At 44.7% G+C, this 19,495-nt stretch carries 16 protein-coding genes; 11 read left to right on the forward strand and 5 right to left on the reverse strand.

The window, feature by feature from the left end; all coding sequences use genetic code 11:
* Window positions 1-25 precede the first annotated feature (25 nt).
* The gene (locus CVD19_RS06760) at window positions 26-781 is read left to right on the forward strand and encodes an NRDE family protein (protein WP_101581095.1); all 756 of its coding nucleotides are present in this window, start codon (window positions 26-28) and stop codon (window positions 779-781) included.
* Between the two features lie 68 nt (window positions 782-849).
* Window positions 850-1,215 carry a hypothetical protein gene (locus CVD19_RS06765; protein ID WP_374702870.1) on the forward strand — a complete coding sequence of 122 codons (366 nt, stop codon included), beginning with the start codon at window positions 850-852 and terminating at the stop codon, window positions 1,213-1,215.
* A gap of 636 nt (window positions 1,216-1,851) precedes the next feature.
* Here CVD19_RS06765 and CVD19_RS06770 read toward each other — a convergent pair.
* Window positions 1,852-2,682: an aldo/keto reductase gene (locus CVD19_RS06770; RefSeq protein WP_101581097.1), complete on the reverse strand. Its 831-nt coding sequence runs from the start codon at window positions 2,680-2,682 to the stop codon at window positions 1,852-1,854.
* 153 nt (window positions 2,683-2,835) lie between these two features.
* On the opposite strand from CVD19_RS06770, the gene CVD19_RS06775 reads away from it, so the two are divergent.
* From CVD19_RS06775 to CVD19_RS06790, 4 genes are read left to right on the forward strand one after another with little or no spacing between them, the layout of a single operon-like run.
* The gene (locus tag CVD19_RS06775) at window positions 2,836-3,753 is read left to right on the forward strand and encodes an MBL fold metallo-hydrolase (protein ID WP_101581098.1); all 918 of its coding nucleotides are present in this window, start codon (window positions 2,836-2,838) and stop codon (window positions 3,751-3,753) included.
* A gap of 26 nt (window positions 3,754-3,779) precedes the next feature.
* Window positions 3,780-4,187, forward strand: a complete 408-nt coding sequence (locus tag CVD19_RS06780; protein ID WP_101581099.1) for a hypothetical protein — start codon at window positions 3,780-3,782, stop codon at window positions 4,185-4,187.
* Window positions 4,168-6,309 carry an SEC-C metal-binding domain-containing protein gene (locus CVD19_RS06785; protein ID WP_101581100.1) on the forward strand — a complete coding sequence of 714 codons (2,142 nt, stop codon included), beginning with the start codon at window positions 4,168-4,170 and terminating at the stop codon, window positions 6,307-6,309. The genes CVD19_RS06780 and CVD19_RS06785 overlap by 20 nt, the downstream gene beginning before the upstream one ends.
* Window positions 6,310-6,332: 23 nt before the next feature.
* On the forward strand, window positions 6,333-7,238 hold the full coding sequence (locus CVD19_RS06790) for a Gfo/Idh/MocA family protein (RefSeq protein ID WP_101581101.1): 906 nt from the start codon (window positions 6,333-6,335) through the stop codon (window positions 7,236-7,238).
* Window positions 7,239-7,323: 85 nt separating this feature from the next.
* On the opposite strand, the gene CVD19_RS06795 is transcribed toward CVD19_RS06790, so the two are convergent.
* Window positions 7,324-7,947 carry a DNA-3-methyladenine glycosylase gene (locus CVD19_RS06795; protein ID WP_101581102.1) on the reverse strand — a complete coding sequence of 208 codons (624 nt, stop codon included), beginning with the start codon at window positions 7,945-7,947 and terminating at the stop codon, window positions 7,324-7,326.
* A gap of 163 nt (window positions 7,948-8,110) precedes the next feature.
* Between CVD19_RS06795 and proC the strand changes: the two genes are divergently transcribed.
* The 4 genes from proC to CVD19_RS06815 all read left to right on the forward strand — a co-directional run bounded on the left by proC (window position 8,111) and on the right by CVD19_RS06815 (window position 12,337).
* Window positions 8,111-8,923, forward strand: a complete 813-nt coding sequence (proC, locus tag CVD19_RS06800; protein WP_101581103.1) for a pyrroline-5-carboxylate reductase — start codon at window positions 8,111-8,113, stop codon at window positions 8,921-8,923.
* A 96-nt stretch (window positions 8,924-9,019) separates the two neighbouring features.
* Window positions 9,020-9,538, forward strand: a complete 519-nt coding sequence (locus CVD19_RS06805; protein WP_257985052.1) for a GNAT family N-acetyltransferase — start codon at window positions 9,020-9,022, stop codon at window positions 9,536-9,538.
* Window positions 9,539-9,595: 57 nt separating this feature from the next.
* Window positions 9,596-10,627, forward strand: a complete 1,032-nt coding sequence (gene ytvI / locus CVD19_RS06810; RefSeq protein WP_101581104.1) for a sporulation integral membrane protein YtvI — start codon at window positions 9,596-9,598, stop codon at window positions 10,625-10,627.
* Between the two features lie 318 nt (window positions 10,628-10,945).
* Entirely contained in the window at window positions 10,946-12,337 is a 1,392-nt protein-coding gene (locus CVD19_RS06815; protein ID WP_101581105.1) for an L-cystine transporter, read from the forward strand.
* A gap of 182 nt (window positions 12,338-12,519) precedes the next feature.
* On the opposite strand, the gene CVD19_RS06820 is transcribed toward CVD19_RS06815, so the two are convergent.
* From CVD19_RS06820 to CVD19_RS06830, 3 genes are all read right to left on the reverse strand, one after another.
* Window positions 12,520-15,546: an efflux RND transporter permease subunit gene (locus CVD19_RS06820; protein ID WP_101581106.1), complete on the reverse strand. Its 3,027-nt coding sequence runs from the start codon at window positions 15,544-15,546 to the stop codon at window positions 12,520-12,522.
* Window positions 15,547-15,865: 319 nt separating this feature from the next.
* Window positions 15,866-17,167: an NCS2 family permease gene (locus CVD19_RS06825; protein ID WP_101581107.1), complete on the reverse strand. Its 1,302-nt coding sequence runs from the start codon at window positions 17,165-17,167 to the stop codon at window positions 15,866-15,868.
* Window positions 17,168-17,282: 115 nt separating this feature from the next.
* A complete protein-coding gene (locus CVD19_RS06830) occupies window positions 17,283-19,151 on the reverse strand; it encodes a dihydroorotate dehydrogenase (protein WP_101581108.1) in 1,869 nt (622 codons plus the stop codon).
* A 163-nt stretch (window positions 19,152-19,314) separates the two neighbouring features.
* On the opposite strand from CVD19_RS06830, the gene CVD19_RS06835 reads away from it, so the two are divergent.
* Window positions 19,315-19,494, forward strand: coding sequence for an H-type small acid-soluble spore protein (locus tag CVD19_RS06835; protein ID WP_101581109.1), 180 nt, complete (start codon window positions 19,315-19,317; stop codon window positions 19,492-19,494).
* Window position 19,495: the final 1 nt, after the last annotated feature.

Here is a 19,495-nt window from a genome sequence, read left to right on the forward strand (position 1 = left end):
TATATTTTTTGAAAGCGTGATAATAATGTGTTTAATTCTATTTGCTTATCGTGTCCACCCGCAGTACAGGCTGATTGTAGCCGCAAACCGTGATGAGTTTTACGAAAGGCCGACGGCTCCGGCCCATTATTGGGAAGATCATCCCGATATTCTTGCAGGCCGGGATTTAAATAAAATGGGAACGTGGATGGGGGTCGCTACTTCAGGACGGTTCGCCGCGCTGACAAATTATCGGGATCCAAACGAGGAAATAGAGGGCAAACGTTCCCGCGGGGAATTGGTGGCTGATTTTTTGAAAGGGAATGAACTTCCTGGACATTATATGCACACAGTGGCGGACAACCGTGATTTATATCCGGGCTTTAACTTACTGGCCGGGGATTTGAACGAGCTTTTCTATTATTCAAATATAGAGAACAAGGTCCAGAACCTTGAGCCGGGGATTTATGGAGTCAGCAATCATTTTTTGAATACAGACTGGCCAAAGGTGCAGCGTGGAAAAGAGGGATTGGCAAAAATCATAGCTGAAAAAAACGGGCAGATGGCCGAGCCGCTTATTGCCCTTCTCCAGAACGCAGACCCAGTACCGGACGAAATCCTGCCGAATACAGGAATTTCCCTTAAATGGGAACGGATTCTGTCGCCGTTGTTTATTAAGAGTGAAGGGTACGGAACGAGGAGTTCGACTGTTTGTTTGATGTCTGAAACGGAAATTTACTACAAAGAACGGGTTTATTCTAAAGAAAACATCAACGACAGGAAATTTAACATATTATTATGAGAAGATAAAAGAGACAGTCATCGTGATTGACTTTTAACAAATAAAGGGGGAAGGTCATGGAAAAAGAAATGAAAGCTGCCATCCATCCTGAAATAAAAGCACAGCTTGAAAAAGAGATAGCTGGCATGTGGTTCACAAAAAATTTCCGGTCTGCAACTGCTGAAGAGTGGTATATATTTCTCCCGGGCTATAAAGATCCTCAATCAGGAGGGGCTGCCGGGAAAGTAATTATCCATTACGATCTGTTTGGGAATAGGGACATCTTTATAAACACAACGGTTATTTTTGATGATCCCGCCATGTTTAAACCGGGGCTTCACCCGTTGGTCTATGGGCTGGCTGATGAACTGGTCAACCGGCTGGTCGGATATGCAGACACACTCTTATCCGTTCACGCCGGTGAAAACTCTTACAATGCGGAATATAAAAGGTGAGAGCCGAAATGAAAACAACTAACTAGGTCGTCCATCGTGATTAGTACACAGAACAATGGAAGTGCCAGATGAAGGTAAAACCTTGAGGAAAGAGAAAAATTTGTCCTTTCATAAGGGTGCCCGGGACAAATCCGTTGAGGGAAGAGAGAAGGTATCCTTTCATTATTATGTGAAGCACATAATCCGGAAAACGCAAAATTGTCCATCATGCTGGTTATGATGGACAAAAATCCCAAAAGTACACACAAAATTGTCCATCATGCTGGTTATGATGGACAAAAATCCCAAAGGTACATATAAAATTGTCCATCATATTAGCTATGATGGACAGAATCCCCCAAGGTACACGCAAAATTGTCCATCATAATGGGTATGATGGACAAAAATCCCCAAGGTACATATAAAATTGTCCATCATATTAGCTATGATGGACAGAATCCCCCAAGGTACACGCAAAATTGTCCATCATAATGGGTATGATGGACAAAAATCCCCAAGATACACGTAAAACTGTCCATCATGATGGTTATAACAAACAAAATCTGCGGAGCGAAGGGAAAGTTGCGAAATTGGCGGAGCATTAGTGATATAAAAAAACGAGGGGCCGTTCCCCTCGTTTTCGTATATGCCACTTGGTTAAAAATCAAAATTATCCGGATCGGCGCCAATTCGCTCGTTTTTGTTCAAGCCAGTAATTCTTTCCATATCTTCAGATGACAGTTCGAAATCGAAGATATTGGCGTTTTCGATGATGCGATGTTCTTTGATGGATTTTGGAATCGTGACAACTTCGTTTTGCAGATCCCATCGTAGGATAACCTGGGCTGCAGTTTTGCCATGTTTCTCGGCAATCTCCACGATTGTTGGCTCATTAAGCAGCTCTCCCTGCTTAAGCGGAGACCAGGCTTCAAGCTGGATGCCTTCTTTTTTGCAGAAGTCGTGGACTTCTTTTTGGGTCAGGTGAGGATGGTATTCGATCTGGTTCACCATCGGTTTAATTTCAGCGGTGCTTAGAAGGTCCTCCAGGTGATGGACGTGGAAATTGCTGACCCCGATCGCGCGTACCCGGCCATCTTTATATAGCTTTTCAAGTGCCTTCCAAGTGTCTTTATACTTTCCGGCAACAGGCCAGTGCACCAGATAAAGGTCCAGGTAATCAAGGCCAAGCTTTTGCATACTCGTTTCAAACGCCTTTATTGTAGATTCATACCCCTGATCGGCATTCCAGACTTTTGTAGTGATGAACAGTTCTTCGCGGGGTACTCCTGAATCCCTTATTGCCTGGCCGACGCCTTCTTCATTGCCGTACACTGCAGCAGTATCGATGCTAATATAGCCATTTTTAAGGGCCGCCATCACTGAATCGACCACTTCGGAACCCTCTTTCACTTTAAAAACCCCCAGCCCGAACCATGGCATTTTGACCCCATTATGCAACGTGGTTGTATCGCGGAGACTTTTTGGCATACAAATTCCTCCAATCAAATTAATTTCTTCTATATTTTCTCATATTTTAAACACAGATAAAAAGAATTGCACTCCCCGTTACAAAGTCCGGACATTTAAAAAGTAGGCTGTTCCTGTATAATAGTTATATTAACTAATAAACCAGGTGATTAAATGCCACGGAAAATATATCAAAACTACGATAACATCGATAATAACAAGACAATGTATGACATGATAAAGTGGTCGCGGGAACGCCGTGCAAAAAAGAAGGATTTATCTGTCCAGATTCCGCACAGCGAACGCAAGGAAGCAGAGAGGCTCAGAGGAAACAGGAAAGATTTTTCAATTACATGGATAGGCCATGCAACGTTTTTAATCCAATCGGGCGGTCTCAATATCCTGACAGACCCTGTTTGGGCAAAATGGATGGGGACCCAGCGACGGCTGACAGAACCCGGGATTGCCATCGAGGATTTGCCGGATATTGATATTGTCCTGATCTCGCACAGCCATTACGACCATCTTGATTTTGCCACAATAAAAAAGCTAAAAGGGGACATCACCTATTATGTGCCGGCTGGCCTTGAGCAGCTTTTTGCCCGAAGGGGTTATGCAAAAGTAGTGGAGGCTGACTGGTGGGATAAGCTGGATCACGCCAGTCTCAATATTTCATTTGTGCCTGCCCAGCACTGGACGAAAAGGACGCTGACCGATACAAATACATCCCATTGGGGTGGCTGGGTTATAGAATCGGAGAGCAAAACCATTTATTTTGCCGGGGACTCCGGGTATTTCCGCGGCTTTAAAGAAATCGGGGAGAAGTTCGAAATCGACTATGCGTTAATGCCGATCGGTGCTTATGAGCCAGAGTGGTTCATGAGGACCTCCCACATTAATCCCGAAGATGCCATCAAAGCATTTACCGAATTAAAGGCAACAAAGTTTATCCCGATGCATTATGGAGCATACCGTCTGGCAGATGATACCGGACCTGAAGCATTGGACAGGCTCCTTAAGGAATGGGAGAGGCTTGCACTTGACAAGTGCGCTCTTGCTGCCATGAAAATTGGTGAAACCATCTGGGATTAGCATTACAGGGAGATATAGAACAATACATGAACAATCAAAAGTTAAAGGCGGCAGTCCAACGAGCGGCTGGCCAAGCTTTATATCAAAAGGGCTTCGTATCGGTCGTAGACGTGCTGATCATCATGAACAAATTGGATAAAAAAAATCACGAACGTTGGAGAAGCGGACAGATTCCTTATCTTGAAAGGGTAATAGAGATGAATTTAAACACGATAAGCCTGGCCGTTAAAGAAATACACGCCCTCTGCCTGAAAATGGGGCTGAAACCTTCATATACGGCCAATTACAAATGGGGGAAGGGACCGAGGCGCAAGCTGCAGTTCAGCAAATCCGGGAGCCCGAACATTGAACAGGCCTACGCCACCCATTATGTTAGCAAGAGCCTTTCTAAAAAAATTAAAGGAAGTGGTGAAAGTGACGATAGGACGGAATGACCACTGCTCATGCGGCAGCGGCAAAAAATACAAAAAGTGCTGCATGAAGAAGGAAGCCGTGATAGAGATAAATCAAGTTAAGGAAGAAAGATTCATGCAGCAAAAGCATGATTTGGTTTTGAAAATTGATGATTTCTTGCTTTCTAAAATACCATTGCATGAATTGGCGAAACTTCGAAACGAATTTGAAAAGCGGGGAATCAATCGGGCTACTCCGAATTTTGACGGTTTGTTTCAATTTTGGCGCATGTTTTTTCATCGCTATCCGAACGGCAAACGGGGGGTTGAGTGGTTCTTTGAGAAAAAGACGAATTTAAGAACAGACGAACTGAATATGGCAAAGAGATGGGCAGGCCTGGTTCCTAAACTGATCCAGATTGTGGATAAACATGAAAAAGGGGCAATCGTCGAAGACCAGTTCACCGGAGACAGGCTTTTGCTGCTAGAATCAGAAACTTTTAAAGAAAGAACTCCGTGGGCAGGATGTTTCTGCCTTCTGGAGCCATTTGATGGCGGATATGCCATAAATGGGGTAACAGCCTTTCGCGATCCCGGTGTACTGAAGTTGGCCAAAGTCATGATCGAGGAACTTATGCATGAAAAAAATCTTGAATATAATGATGCTGTCTTTGAATACTTCCCCGAAATTTTTTCATTGTTTCTAAACGGGAAGAAGGCTGATGGAAAGGACCGGGGTGAACGGACAATTACTTCAACTGCCTTACAGCATAAGGTCTTGAATAAGCAAGAAGTGGTCCAATTTATCATGGCACAAGAAGAAATTGTTGTTGATGAATGGTCACAAGGCAACGGAAGTTTTTCTCTGAGCGGCGATTGGATTCGTTATGATGACAACGCAGCGAATGGTTCGGTATATCTGGCAAAAGTACACGGACAAATCCAGCTCAAGAATGACAATCTATCTTACTTGGCCAACGATGAACAGGGTATCGAAAACTTCCAACAATTTATCAAGCCAGTCGAAAGTGCATTGCTGTTAATGAACAAAAAGGAAAAAAGCTATAAAATACCGATGAATATTGAGGTAGGCACTTATGTTGTTTATATGGAGGAGGGTGTTCTCCAGGCTTTCGGTTCGCTGGCGCAGCACCAGCTTCTGCTCGGGGATGTTGACACCCCTTTCCCCCTCTTTGACAATTTATCGCCTAGAGAGATGGCCACACAGGGACGGGCTCAGGAAGTCGAGCAATGGCTGAGGGAAAAAGAATATAATTCATTTGACATCCTGATGGAACAACATAAAGAGCTGCCAGCTACAACAGATTACAACTCTGTCAGGAAAGAACTTGGGCTGCCATTGTCTCCATTCGTCACTTTGGGGGAAAAGAGGGTGACGGCTTTAACCAAATCAGTTAATCCATTTCCTCGCCCCCATTACATATCAGAACAGGATATGCCGATCTATCAGCAGTTAGGCTTTACACCGGAAACATCAAGGGCTTTCTATGCGAATGACATCCTGGGCTTTTTTAAGAAACAAGTGTCTGGCAAGTCGGCCGCAACCGTTCAGAAATATGTAACAGGGGTAAGCATCCTTGTCGATTATCTACAAAACGTTCAAATGGGAAAATGGAATGAATTGCAGAGGGAGAATTGGGAAGAACTCTTATCGTACTTCTATTTCGAAACTGTCTTTGAAACTAGCAATAATCATTTGAAGTCATTTTTATCCGTTCTGCGAAGCTTTATTAAATGGGTTGATAAGAGGCATCAAACCTCACATTATCAAATAGCAGACAATATTCTTGCTGAACTAGGAGAGCAAATATACAAGTGTGTCGAGGTGCTGGACCTCTTTGTTCCGTATTACCGCAGAAAGCATCAACAGACTTTCCATGATGGATTCTTGAACGTACGACAGGGACTTGTCGGTTATTTTCAGATAGAGTCGGTCTCAGTAAAATCGGTGAGGATACGTAATATTATTGAAAAAAAACCGCAGCGTTACACACTGATGCTGCCACCCCATTGCACGGCGATAATGGAGCCGGGAATGATCATTTCCGGGACTATCGCGAAAGACAATATTAATGCCTGGAAAGTAGAAACAGTTGAGAGGGTTTATCCAGAGAAAGCAGAACTTTATCTATTTGATGAATAGTTTCAGATTGGGAGGGGATTTACATGAAAATAGGCATCATCGGGCTGGGGGACATTGCCCAGAAAGCATATTTGCCGGTTCTTGCCGAACGTGGAGATATAGAGTTTCACTTATACACAAGGAACCAACAAAAACTCGCCGCTATCGGTGCGAAATACCGGTTTCACCAGCACAATGACTTTGACTCAATGTTGCAAAGCGGAATCAAAGGGGCATTTGTCCACTCATCGACAGAATCCCATTATGAAATTGTCCGCAAGCTGCTGGAAGCGGGAATCCATGTTTATGTGGACAAGCCGATTACATATGAGCTGGAATCAGCAAGAGAATTGACCAGGCTTGCCGAACAAAAGCAATTGATCCTCATGACTGGCTTTAACAGAAGATATGCGCCCGTTTACCGCAAATTAAAAGAGCTTGAACAGCCCAATATGGTAATCATGCAAAAAAATCGGAGGGCGCTTCCAGGCGAAGTGCGCAACTTTATTTTTGATGATTTCATCCATGTCGTTGATACGTTAAGATATTTGTTCCCTTATGAAATTGACCAGATGATTGTTTCCGGAAAGAAGCAGGATGGCTTGCTTTATCATGTTGTTGTCCAGCTTATTTCAGGTGGATCCATAGCAATCGGGATTATGAACAGGGACAGCGGAACGCTTGAAGAAAAAGTAGAGGTTTTTCACAGCAGTAAAAAGGGGACAGCCATTAATGTTTCAGACCTGTATATCAGCATGGACAGGGAAGAAACGAAAGCCGGAGGAAGTGATTGGGAACCTACTTTACATAAACGGGGATTTGAACAAATGATAAATGATTTTCTCCAGGCGGTGAATGAGGATTTCCTTCCGGGTATAACTGCGGCAGACAGCCTGGTTACCCATGAGATATGCGAGAAGATCGTGAAACAGCTAGAAACATTGCATTGAGTCCTAAAAGAAGCTTACCAACACTGGAAAGCTTCTTTTTTTGTGGGAAAAGCCGACGGAAATTTGTGCTTATTGGTTGGCTTCTTTATGGCTGAGTGGTGCCCAACACTTGCTGGTGCCGCGAAACGAATGGATTGCCGGTTATCCAGAATCTCCATGGATAGTCTTTGGCTTCACCGGAATTGTCAATGCCGATCCTTTTTCCGTATGAAATGCTGTGAGGTGTTTTTCCTTCTGCAATAAACAATGGCGGCAAATAGAGAGGCTGTCCATAATCGGACATGTCGATCGCGAGTGCTTTCGTCAATTTACCAGGTCCGTTAGTCAAGTTTGATTGGTCTGCCAGCTGCCTCCGCTCTTTCATCAGATTAATGCCAGACACTGGTTCAAGTGCCCTGATTAATGCAGCCTCAGGCTTTTCCGGTCCGCCGCTTACGACGTTTATCAGGCAGTGAGTATGCATAACGTATGTATAGGCAAGACCGGATTTTTGGAACATGACCTCCGTCCGTTTCGTTCTGCGGTTGTTAAAACTGTGCGCGGCCCTGTCGCCGGGTCCTATATAGGCTTCAGTTTCAGCAATATATCCGGATGCAGTGCCCGCTTCAGTTTCCTTGACAAGCAGGCAGCCGAGCAAAGATTTCGCCAGCTCAAGTGTGGGTTGTGCGAAAAATGTCTCGGAGACAGGACCAAGTACTATATCAGCCATGCTAATGAATCCTCCTTGGAGTGGTTCCTTAAAATATATACCCAATTTGCAGGTGAGCATTCTATTGACTGGATTTTTTGCCGGATGTGCAACAAGCTTTTATCTGTAATGCCAGTTTATAGTATAATTAAATTTAGTCATTCAACATAGAGGACGTGACAATTTGAATCAGAAACGAATTGGCTTTATCGGGAGCGGCAAAATGGCTCGTGCAATGATAGCAGGCTTGATCGGGTCAAAGCAGGCCGCCCCTGAAAATATAATGGCAAGTGCAGCCACTCAGGCCACAATGAAGTTAGTGGAAAAAGAATACGGAATATCGGTCAGTCAAAATAATTCCGAAATAGCTGGCTACTCCGATTATCTTGTGCTGGCCGTCAAACCGGGCCTCTATGAGAGTATCATTTCGGAAATAAAGCCGTCGGTAAAAGCACATACGATCATTATCAGTATCGCCGCGGGCATTAGCCTGGAATACATAGAAAACATGTTTGGCAGGAGTATCAAGGCAGTAAGGACGATGCCGAATACACCTTCTCTTATTGGAGAAGGCATTTCAGCGATTTGTCCAAACCGGCATATCAGCCACCAAGAATTGGATGAAGTCCTTGCTTTGTTTCGTTGCTTTGGCCAGGCAGAGGTACTTGAGGAAGCTTTGATGGATGCTGTGCCAGCGGTAAGCGGTTCTTCGCCCGCCTATGTTTATATGATGATAGAAGCACTGGCTGACGGCGGCGTGCTTCAGGGGATACCGCGAGATAAAGCCTACCGGATGGCTGCACAGGCCGTCCTGGGGGCTGCGAAGATGGTTCTTGAAACAGGGGAGCATCCGGCAAAGCTGAAGGATGATGTCTGCACACCGGGTGGAGCGACCATTGAAGCAGTAGCTGAACTTGAAAAATTACAGTTCAGAGCAGCGGTGATTTCTGCAATGGAACGCTGTACCGCCAAGTCAAAAATTTTGTCTGCTGAATAGCTGTGAAGCACACGCTCAAATGAGCTATGATAAAAAAAATCATGACAACCGGGAAAATAGAGCCAGGTATGATTGTAGTTGAAAGGCGTGGAATGTGTGATAAAAATAAGGCCTGAACGGCAAGAGGACATTGCAAAAATAGATGAAGTTGTCCACGGTGCTTTTGGCCGCAGCAATGAGGCACGCCTTGTGGAATTGATCCGGAACTCGGAAAACTTTATCCCCGGGCTTTCCCTGGTGGCAGAAAACGAAAACGATGAGATTGTAGGACATATTTTATTCAGTAAAATAACGATTGAGTCCGCAGAAAGCAAGCACACTACGGTCGGGCTTGCCCCGATGGCAGTCAAGCCTGGATTCCAGGGTCAGGGAATAGGGTCTGAACTCGTTCGGGAAGGATTGAATCGGTGCACGCACGAAGGCTTTACACATGCTGTTGTCCTGGGACACCCTCAATTTTATCCGAAATTTGGGTTTCTTCCTTCTGTACGGTTTAATATCGAATCGCCTTTTCCAGTTCCAGAAGACGTGTTCATGGCGGTCGAACTTGAAGAAGGTTCTTTGACCAATATTCAGGGACGAGTGAAATATCCTCCTGCCTTCGGTCAAGTATAGCGGGTCGCAATGGCAATTAATGAAATTTTAGCTCTACTAAGGAGAGTTGTTCGATAAATGTGGAAAAAGTGGATATGGACAGCAGTGGCTGCTGCCCTGGTTATTTTTCTGGTACCATACAGCCTTCCGCTGATTTTTGCTTTTGTAACAGCGGTAATGCTGGAAGGCATGGTCCAGTGGCTCATCAACAAGGTCCGGTTTAACCGGCTTCAGGCAGTTATGGCTGTCTTTACCGGATATGTTCTTTTGTTGGGAGTGATCGGATATAATTTGATTTCGATCATCGCCCAGCAAGCTGTATCCCTCTCACAGAGGACTCCGACATTTGTAAAGGACTTTTATACAACGGTCATTCGGCCCCTGATGCGAAAATGGGAATTCTATTCTAAAAATCTGCCTGCAGATGTCATAGCATCTATCGAAAAAACGATCGAAACAAATATAAATTCGCTTGATTCTTTCCTGCAGCGTGCTATTGAAAATATACTCAATCTATTGACAGCTGTTCCCGGCTTTTTGATTGAGATGCTTATTTATTTAATTGCCCTGTTTTTGCTGAGTCTGGAATTTCCACGCCTGAAAGAAAAACTGGAGTCTCACTTAAAAGAACAGACAAGGCAGAAAGTTTTTCTTGTTGGCCGCCAGTTGAGCAAGGCAGGGCTGGGGTTCATTAAGGCCCAGATCATTCTCAGCCTGATTACGTTTGCAATGGCAATGGTCGGACTTCAAATTTTGGATGCGCCATATCCCGGATTGCTTTCATTGCTTATTGTCATCGTGGATATTCTCCCGATTCTCGGGACCGGCTCCGTCCTCGTTCCTTGGGCAGTCATCTCCATTTTACAGGATAACCATTTCCTTGGAATTGGGTTGATTATCATGTTTCTGGTGATTACCGTTGTCCGCAGGGTCATTGAACCGAAAATTTACTCTACCAGCCTTGGAATTTCCCCTCTGGCTTCATTAATCAGTATGTATATTGGCTTTAAGCTGTTGGGGTTAGCTGGAATTTTTATCGGTCCGGCTCTGATAATCGTCTATGACACATTAAGAAAAGCAAACATCATCCAAATGAAATTTAAAATTTAGAGCATAACATGATGGGCGGGTATTTTTTCCCGCCATATTGGATTTTCAGCCTTTCTGAAATGATAGTCTCAAAGAAATCTTGGGCGCCTTGGTAACTTGGCTGCAAATCCAAAAAGATAAGGTTTTTCGAAAAATAATAGCGGGATATTTCACATTTCATTTTTCACATAAAAAAAATAGAAAAATAGCTCACACTCTGCATATCTTAAAATATATGGCAAAATAAAAGGGGGATAGCATCATTTATTCCGACTTGACTGATTGGAATATATGTAATATGTTTATCTCGATTCTAAAATGAAATGGAGGGAACAAAGTATGACAACAGGTTTAGTTATTTTGAATATTGCTATCATGCTATTAGTTATTGCCGGCCTGTTTTTCATGCAAAAGAAACATGTATCTTTCTCCAAACGTGTTTTCACCGCGCTGGGAGCAGGGATTGTGTTTGGTTTTGCGCTTCAGTTTGCGTATGGGCCAACGTCCGATGTCGTAGTAAAAACCGCGGACTGGTTCAACCTTGTAGGAGGCGGCTATGTAAAATTCCTGCAAATGATTGTAATGCCACTCGTATTCATTTCGATACTTGCCGCATTTACAAAATTAAAGCTTGCCAATAATATCGGAAAAATCAGTTCGTGGATACTTGGCTTGCTGATTGGGACAACAGCCATTGCCGCGGCAGTGGGTATCATTACCGCGACCGGCTTTGACCTTGAGGCTGTGCAAATCACACAGGGAGAAGCGGAAACTGCCCGTGCGGAAGAGCTTCAGCAGAGGTACGGCGATACACTTGAAGGCCGCACTTTGCCGCAGCAAATTCTTGAGCTATTGCCAGGGAACCCGTTCCTCGATTTTACAGGGGCACGGCCGACCTCAACTATTTCCATCGTCATTTTTGCCGCGTTTCTGGGCATCGCGTTTCTGGGGGTCAGAAAAAAGGCACCGGAGCATGCTGAATTATTTGCGAAAATCGTTGACGCTTTTTATGCGGTGATCATGAGAGTGGTTACTCTGATCCTGCGCCTTACTCCTTATGGCGTTCTTGCGATCATGACAAAGACGGTCGCAATGAGCGATGTTGATTCCATTGTTAAGCTTGGAAAATTTGTCGTTGCATCCTACGTCGCACTGGCAGTCATGTTTATCATCCACCTGCTGTTGCTGACAGCTTCTGGCCTGAATCCAATAACCTATGTGAAAAAGGCGTTTCCTGTACTGACATTCGCGTTTACATCACGCACAAGTGCCGGAGCGCTGCCAATCACGATCAAAACACAAAGATCACTCGGTGTTCCTGAGGGGATCGCCAACTTCGCCGGTTCTTTCGGATTATCAATCGGGCAGAACGGCTGTGCAGGAATCTATCCTGCCATGCTCGCGATCATGATTGCGCCGACGGTGGGCATCAATCCGTTAAGCCCATCCTTTATTGCGACCGTAATTGTTGTTGTTGCCATCAGCTCGTTTGGTGTTGCCGGCGTGGGCGGCGGTGCAACATTCGCGGCACTGCTTGTCCTGTCAGCTTTGAACCTGCCTATCGGGCTTGCCGGATTGCTCATTTCGGTTGAACCACTGATCGATATGGGCCGTACTGCTGTCAATGTGAGCGGAGCCATGACATCCGGGATTCTTACAAGCAGAATCACTAAAGAAATAGATCCCAATGTTTATAATGACATTAACCAAAAAATAGAGGCAGAAGCTTAATACTAACTATTAAGCTATAAAAACGGCGGGGAAACCTGCCGTTTTTTTTTGAATTCGTGCCATAGAACAAAGGGATTTTGCCATTATATCCAAGACTGTCAGAAATGCATTAAAATAGGCCAGCCCATCAACTAGGCTGGCCTGACGGTTGGCCTCTTTTATGTTCGGGCCTGTTGCAAATCCTACATCATCAAATCATTACTGCTTTCGATATTTAGCCGCTGCGTTTTTGATTTTTTAAAATGGAGCAGCTCATACACGACCGGGATGACAACCAGCGTAAGCATTGTTGCTACTGCAAGACCGCCAATGACCACGACTGCAAGGCTCTGGGACACAAGGACACCTGATTCAGCCTTTTTGAACAGTAATGGAACCATGGCAAAGATTGTTGCGACTGCTGTCATTACGATAGGCCGCATTCTGACTGCTGCAGCTTCTACGATCGCATCCCGGATGATCATTTTTTGTTCATTCTGTTTGATGCGGTCCAAAAGCACTATCGCGTTTGTCACTACTATACCAATAAGCATTAAGGCACCAAGCAATGCGGTAATATCGACTGGAATCCTGCTTATTAACAGCCCCAGAATAGCCCCGACTGCTGCAAGAGGCAAGGAGAACAGTATGGCAATCGGCGCCCGGATTGTTTTGAAGGTAATGACCATAATGATGAATACAACTCCGATTGACACCATCATAGTGATGAACAGGTCGGTAAAATCATCAGCCTGCTGCGCGCTGGCACCTCCCACATTCACTTCGACACCGTCAGGAACATCCAGGCCTTTTGTATTTTGGTCTCCGTTAATGATTCTGTTGATTTCTTTGTCAATTTCCGATACACGCTTTGAATCTATTGCAGCCGTTACCCTGACGTACTGGTCGCCATCCTTATGGAACCGGCTTGTTGGTTCCTCACTTTTATTAAGCTCTGCAACTTCAGATACTGGTACGATGCCAGCCGTGGTCATGACTGGTATGGTTTCCAGGTCCTCAGGCGTTTTCGGATCGAGCATCGGTTCAAGAATTACACTTGTCTGTTGTTCGTCCAGTTCCACGGAACCAATTGGGGTGCGATTTAACATAACGCCTAATTGCTGGGATAATTGTTCCGAATTTGCTTTTTCAGGATCGACTGTGAAAGAGTAGACGGTTTTCTTCTCCTCAAAATTGGTTGTTACTTTTTCTACACCGTCAACCTCTGATATTTCTTTCTTGATTGTTTGCGCAGTTTCTTCAATGTCGTCGATTGAGTTACCCAGGACATCTATTGTAATTTGTGTTGAATAACCGGTAATCATCGACGCAGCAGAAGCAGTGAATTGAGCGTCCTCGTAGTTAGCTTTCTGTTTTTCCATTGTTTCGACAAATTGATCAGTCTTCTTTTTATCATCCATGATAATGGTAAAAGTGGTTTGCGTTGGCGACCGGACGTCTCCGTATTGGGCGGATTCAGCTGAGTTACCCATCTGGGTGAACACGTGCTTTACTTCTTTTTGGTCTACAATAAATTCCTCTAGCTCAAGGGAATTTTCTTTTACCGTTTCTAAAGGCGTTTCATTCGGATAGCTCAAGTTGACCATGACAAAATCTGCAGTAGAGCTGTCAACTGTACCTTTTGGCAAAACAAAGTATCCGCCAATGGAGCCAGCAAAAAGCAAAAAGGAAACGGCGATTACCACGAATTTATGGTTCAATGACCAGGTCACAAGCTTTGAAAACCGTATGGCAGGCTTATGCTCAGGCATTTTTGTGTTTTTCAGCAAGCCCGCACTCATTAATGGTACAACCGTCAAGGCAACAATCAATGAAGCAAGCAGTGAGTACGTGATCGTAAGCGCGAATGGAAGCATGATTTCCTGCAAGCCCCCACTCACCAATCCGATAGGCAGGAAGACCGCGACCGTTGTCAAGGTCGATGATGTAATGGCTGCCCCAACTTCCCTGGTTGCTTCCATGACCATTGGGACGGAAAATTTCTCCTTTTGCATTTTCCTGAAGATATTTTCAATGACCACGATGCTGTCATCAACAAGACGGCCCACTGCTACAGCAACGCCACCAAGAGTCAGGACGTTCAGGGTGATGCCGGAACGAGACAGTAAGTATAATGTAAAACACAGTGACAAAGGTATCGAAACAATGGTGATAAAAGTAGATTTTAGGTTTCTAAGGAAAAGCATGATAACAATGGTAGCAAACAGCGCCCCGAGCAGGACTTCTTTAATCATGGAATGAACAGATGTTTCCACCATGTCTGCTGTGGATAGGACAACTGTTATCTCGGCCTGGTCATATTCCTTGTTCAATTTCTTTACTACTTTGTCAACTTCTTTACTGATGCTTACTGCGTTTGAGGTGCTGTCTTTTGTCACAATCAAAAACAGTCCGTCTTCACCATTGATATGGTTTAAGGTGTCGTCCGGCTGGCTTATCTGGATATTGGCGACATCTTGCAGAGCAACATTGGGCGCTACCTGCAAGTTTTTCAGTTTGCCGATACTGTCGATGTTTCCAATCACTTTGATGTTGCTTGCATTGCCGTCAATGGTTTTTTCACCGACAGCGGCAGACAGAGATTGTCCTTGAAGCACCCCCATAATATTTTGCAGCGTAACCTGCTTTTCGGCCATTTTCACGTTGTCTGTTTTTACAGAAACATAAGAATTGGCCTTACCATGTGACTGGACGTTGGCTACACCTTTAATGTCTTTAAATTGTGGGACTATTTTTGATTCTGCAAACTCGATGTTCTGAGCAGTCAATCCATCCTCAAAGGTAACCGAGATTTCGGAGATAGGAATCATGCTGGTATTCAACTGGACAATCGTCGGTTTTGACACGTTTGGTGGTAAAGTAAGTTCATTTACCGCTTCTTGTATTTCCAGCTTCGCATCCTTCATGACAGTTTTAGGTTCGAAGAATAGGTCTATTTTTGAAAACCCGTCACCCGTTGTTGACAGAGCAACACGTTTTCCTTTTACTCCGGATACTGCTTTCTCAATAGGTGATGTCACCTGTTTTTCCATCGTTTCGGAATCGGATCCCTGTCCAAGGACAACGACCGATATTTGTGGCTGGTCGGCGGCCGGGAAGAACTCCATTGGAAGGTTGGTATAACTCACCACACCCATTAAAAGTATAAGCAGAGACATGATGGTTACTGCCGCTTTGTTTCGAAAAGCCCATTTCGTAAACCAAGACATTAAGTATTTCTCCTCCTATGGTCCATAAGACCTAAATTTATCCTGGAAAATCGTAACATAATTTCCGTTTGAAGAAAATGAATAGTGCTAATTTTCACACGTAATTTACAAAATTACATTATAAGCAACGTGTTAACTCATGGAGAAATCCCCCTGTTAAAAAATGATATTTTTGCTGCGCTATTCCCTCCCTGATTATCATCCTACTTTGAACCCGCCTATCCCGAAATGATCCTTAGCATTATTTTTATCTCAGACCTCGGTCTTAGAACAAGTAAGACAAAAAAAAGAACCCGCAACGCGGATTCTTTCGGTGATGTTAATGAGGCAGGAACGCCAGCTGGTAGAAGAATAAAACAGCGAATACATATAGCAGCGGATGGACTTCCCGCCATTTGCCTTTCACTATTTTCATGAGCGGGTATGAAATGAATCCAAGCGCAATTCCGGTTGCGATACTTGATGTGAGCGGCATGCTCAAAATAATCAGGAAAGCAGGGAACGCTTCGTCAATTTCATTCCAGCGTATTTTGGAAATACTGCCCATCATCAGGCTGCCAACAATGATCAGGGCTGGAGCGGTAATCGCTGACAGTCCTGATACGGCTCCGACAAGCGGTCCGAAAAAGGCAGACAGGATGAACAGGATTGCAACAGTTAGAGATGTCAGGCCTGTACGTCCGCCAGCTGCAACCCCGGAGGATGATTCGATATAAGCGGTCGTCGGACTTGTCCCAAACATAGCACCAACTGCGGTCGCAATCGAGTCAGAAAGAAGTGCTTCCCTTGCCCGCGGCATTGAATCACCCTTCATCAATCCGGCCTGATTGGCAACGCCTATCATCGTTCCTGTTGTATCAAAGATGGTGACTAGAATAAATGAAAATACAACAGCATACAAACTATGCTGAATGACATCTCCGAGGGCAGTAAGCGGATTTCCCACGATTAACCCTTCCGGCAGGGAAGGGAGCGACATGAACCCTTCTTTAAAATCAAGCTGTCCGGTAAAGAAAGCGATTATTCCCGTAACCACCATGCCGATGAAAAGCGCGCCGTTGACATTCAATGTCATTAGTACAAGGGTCACAGCCAAACCAATTAACGCAAGGACAGCGGATGGAGAATGCAAATCCCCCAGCGCGACGAGATTGGTTGGATGTGCGGTTATGATGTGTGTCAGGCGCAGCCCGATAAAAGCGATAAAGAGCCCTATACCTGCAGTAATTCCATGCTTCAGATTATTCGGGATTGCCTCTATCAATTTCTCGCGGAATGGAGTAAGCGAGAGGATGACGAAAATGACTCCGGCAATGAATACAGCAGCGAATGCAGTCTGGTATGAAATATTGCCATGTGTGCCGACGACGGAATAAGCAAAATATGCATTCAGGCCCATACCTGGAGCGATGGCGATCGGATAATTTGCAAACAGTGCCATCCAGAGTGTACCTACTGCCGCAGCAATGATCGTGGCGGTAAAGACCTGTTCAAACGGCACCCCGGCATCTGCAAGGATGACTGGGTTCACCACGACAATATAAACCATTGTGAAAAATGTAGTAATACCCGCTAGAATTTCTGTTTTTGTATTGGTGTTGTTCTCTTTAAGTTTAAACATGGGATCCTCCAAAAAACGAACATTTTTAAATACAGATACTATATTATTCGTTTTTAGTTCAATTATCAAGTAAAGATTGCTCGCAGCAGCCATGTTTATAGCCGGGCTGGTTTAGTTATCTCCATTTTGCCCGGCCGCCTTTTCCAAGAAGAAATTCCTTTGAAAGAATCAGTCCAGCAATATAAAGGAATAGCGCAAAGTAAGCGGGCAATAGATGGATAAAATCTGTATACCCTATGAAAATATGTGTCAGGATTCCCGCAGTGAATGCAGGGATACCGCCATATAAAAAGCTTCTCCACAACCATGCGGAACCTTCCTGGAATCCCCACAATGCCATCATCAAAACAAGCACCCCAACGCTGAACAGGGCGCTCCCGAAACCCGCCCGGTCGTGGGCGATGACAGGAATCAGCCTTTCATTAAGATCGTTAAGCTGTTCAGGGGACATGCAAATAAATTCGATGTCAGTAGGAACAAATACATTAGTGGCGCCAATGAATGAAATAACGACACCGCCGGTCACAAAGGAAAAACCGAGAATCACAAAACAAAGCTGGCCATAAACACTTTTCACCCAGCCACGGTGGTTCTTCCTGTTTTTTGACGCGGGTGTATCAAGAGCATTTTTAGACTGCCTTACGCCAAGAATGAAAAATGGCAGCAACACAAGCCAGAACAAGCCGTGCAGCCAATCGAAATATCCAAATCCAAGAAATAGGAGTATGCCGGCAAACCCTGTTGCAGCAGCGATATTTACTGCTTGCCTCGCCCAATGAAGTCCGCGTTGAATCCCGTATTTTGAAAGGTACATATACAAAATTCCACCCGAAATCATCGTCCCTGCAAGAGTCATCCTGTCGTGGGACATGAATTTTAATATATTCGGGTTGGCTGCGATTAACTCAATTCTGCTCAACTGCAGAAACTGTTCATCGTAGAATAGGATGACCCTGGTCATGCTGAAGAAAAGAGCTGAAACGCCTCCGGCCAATATCAGCAGCCCAAACAGCCAGTACCATCTCCAGCCGGAAACCGTATTGCTGCATGAATCCTTGCTTTCATCAATGATGGCCTCATTGATGCGTTTTGGGAGGCCTGGGCCGGACAGGACATAACCCCCTGAAAGCAATATTAGTTCCGAACCGGCTGCAAGCAATTGGATTGCATCTGCTGGCTCCGATACTCCTCCAGAAGTTATGACAGGAAAATTGATGTCATTTTTTTTCAGTAAATGAAGCGCTTCAGCCATCTCTTCTGCCTGGCATGCGGGAATCAATTTTTCTGTAGCTGTTAAAACGGTATGTTCTTCTAAAATGATGCCGTTTATGTACCCGTTTGCAGACCATTCTTTAAGCAGGCTTATCATTTCCCTAACCTCAGTGTGGTCCACTGAAAAAAGTAGCGGCTTGCCGCCTATGGCCGATTTTAGCGTTAACAGATCCTGGGAAGATGCTGCCTGCTGGGGGCCAATCGCAAAAAGGTCGCTGTATTCAGCCAATTGCGCTGCCAAATCAGTAAGGTCCTTGTTTTCTTCTGGTCCGAGACGGATTAAAAGTGGAAAGCCGGTACGTCTCGATTCGCGCAGTTTCTTTATCGTTTCCTCAAGATCAAGTGTCTCTTCCTGAAGAGAAGTAACAAGAACGTCGTTCCTGAAGTGGGGCGCTAAGGAAGGTTTCCGAGGACTGCAGGTGACAGGACCGATCTCAATCAGGCCGAATCCAAGGTGCATAAATGCTCTTGTGCCGGAAAGACGGGGGTCGATCCTGCCGCCAAGGCCGATTGGACTGGCAAACTCTATATTGAACAATCGTTTTCCAAGCTTTCTTGAAGGTGATAAATGGCCAAGAAATTCGATTACAGCAACTCCGCCAGGGAGCTTTGACAGAAAGGACATGCCTTTATGGATAAATTCCCGGCCGGCACTGCCAGGAAGCCGCATCAGCCAGGGCTTGAAAAGGGGATGATAGGACCAGTCAGGCATTTTTTCACCACTCCGAAATTTTTATAAGATTTTTCTATGTATTCATTGTATTAAAACTGTGCGAGATATTAAACCGTCATTCAATATTCCGGGTAATTATCTTTTTTGAGGCATAAAATCCCTCCCGTGAAGAAAAATAAACATAAAAAGGAGGGATGACTCGTTGGATGCGAACAGGGTAAAGCAGATTCTTTCATCGCCTGCAGAAATTGATGTGAAATATAATGGAGTATCAGTTTGGATCGACAAGTTAAACGAAGATGGCAGGACGGCTACAGTGCACATGAGGGACCTGTCCAGGGAGCTGAATACAGTTGAAATACATGAACTGGAGGAAGCTTAAT

Source organism: Bacillus sp. T33-2, from assembly GCF_002860205.1.
Classification (GTDB): domain Bacteria; phylum Bacillota; class Bacilli; order Bacillales; family Cytobacillaceae; genus T33-2.

Bases quoted from the DNA above. Each gene is read 5' to 3' on its own strand.
- CVD19_RS06760 (WP_101581095.1), top strand. From the start codon at position 26: ATGTGTTTAATTCTATTTGCTTATCGTGTCCACCCGCAGTACAGGCTG.
- CVD19_RS06790 (WP_101581101.1), top strand. From the start codon at position 6,333: ATGAAAATAGGCATCATCGGGCTGGGGGACATTGCCCAGAAAGCATAT.
- CVD19_RS06765 (WP_374702870.1), top strand. From the start codon at position 850: ATGAAAGCTGCCATCCATCCTGAAATAAAAGCACAGCTTGAAAAAGAG.
- ytvI (WP_101581104.1), top strand. From the start codon at position 9,596: ATGTGGAAAAAGTGGATATGGACAGCAGTGGCTGCTGCCCTGGTTATT.
- CVD19_RS06770 (WP_101581097.1), bottom strand. From the start codon at position 2,682: ATGCCAAAAAGTCTCCGCGATACAACCACGTTGCATAATGGGGTCAAA.
- CVD19_RS06795 (WP_101581102.1), bottom strand. From the start codon at position 7,947: ATGGCTGATATAGTACTTGGTCCTGTCTCCGAGACATTTTTCGCACAA.
- CVD19_RS06820 (WP_101581106.1), bottom strand. From the start codon at position 15,546: ATGTCTTGGTTTACGAAATGGGCTTTTCGAAACAAAGCGGCAGTAACC.
- CVD19_RS06830 (WP_101581108.1), bottom strand. From the start codon at position 19,151: ATGCCTGACTGGTCCTATCATCCCCTTTTCAAGCCCTGGCTGATGCGG.
- CVD19_RS06775 (WP_101581098.1), top strand. From the start codon at position 2,836: ATGCCACGGAAAATATATCAAAACTACGATAACATCGATAATAACAAG.
- CVD19_RS06815 (WP_101581105.1), top strand. From the start codon at position 10,946: ATGACAACAGGTTTAGTTATTTTGAATATTGCTATCATGCTATTAGTT.
- CVD19_RS06825 (WP_101581107.1), bottom strand. From the start codon at position 17,167: ATGTTTAAACTTAAAGAGAACAACACCAATACAAAAACAGAAATTCTA.
- CVD19_RS06780 (WP_101581099.1), top strand. From the start codon at position 3,780: ATGAACAATCAAAAGTTAAAGGCGGCAGTCCAACGAGCGGCTGGCCAA.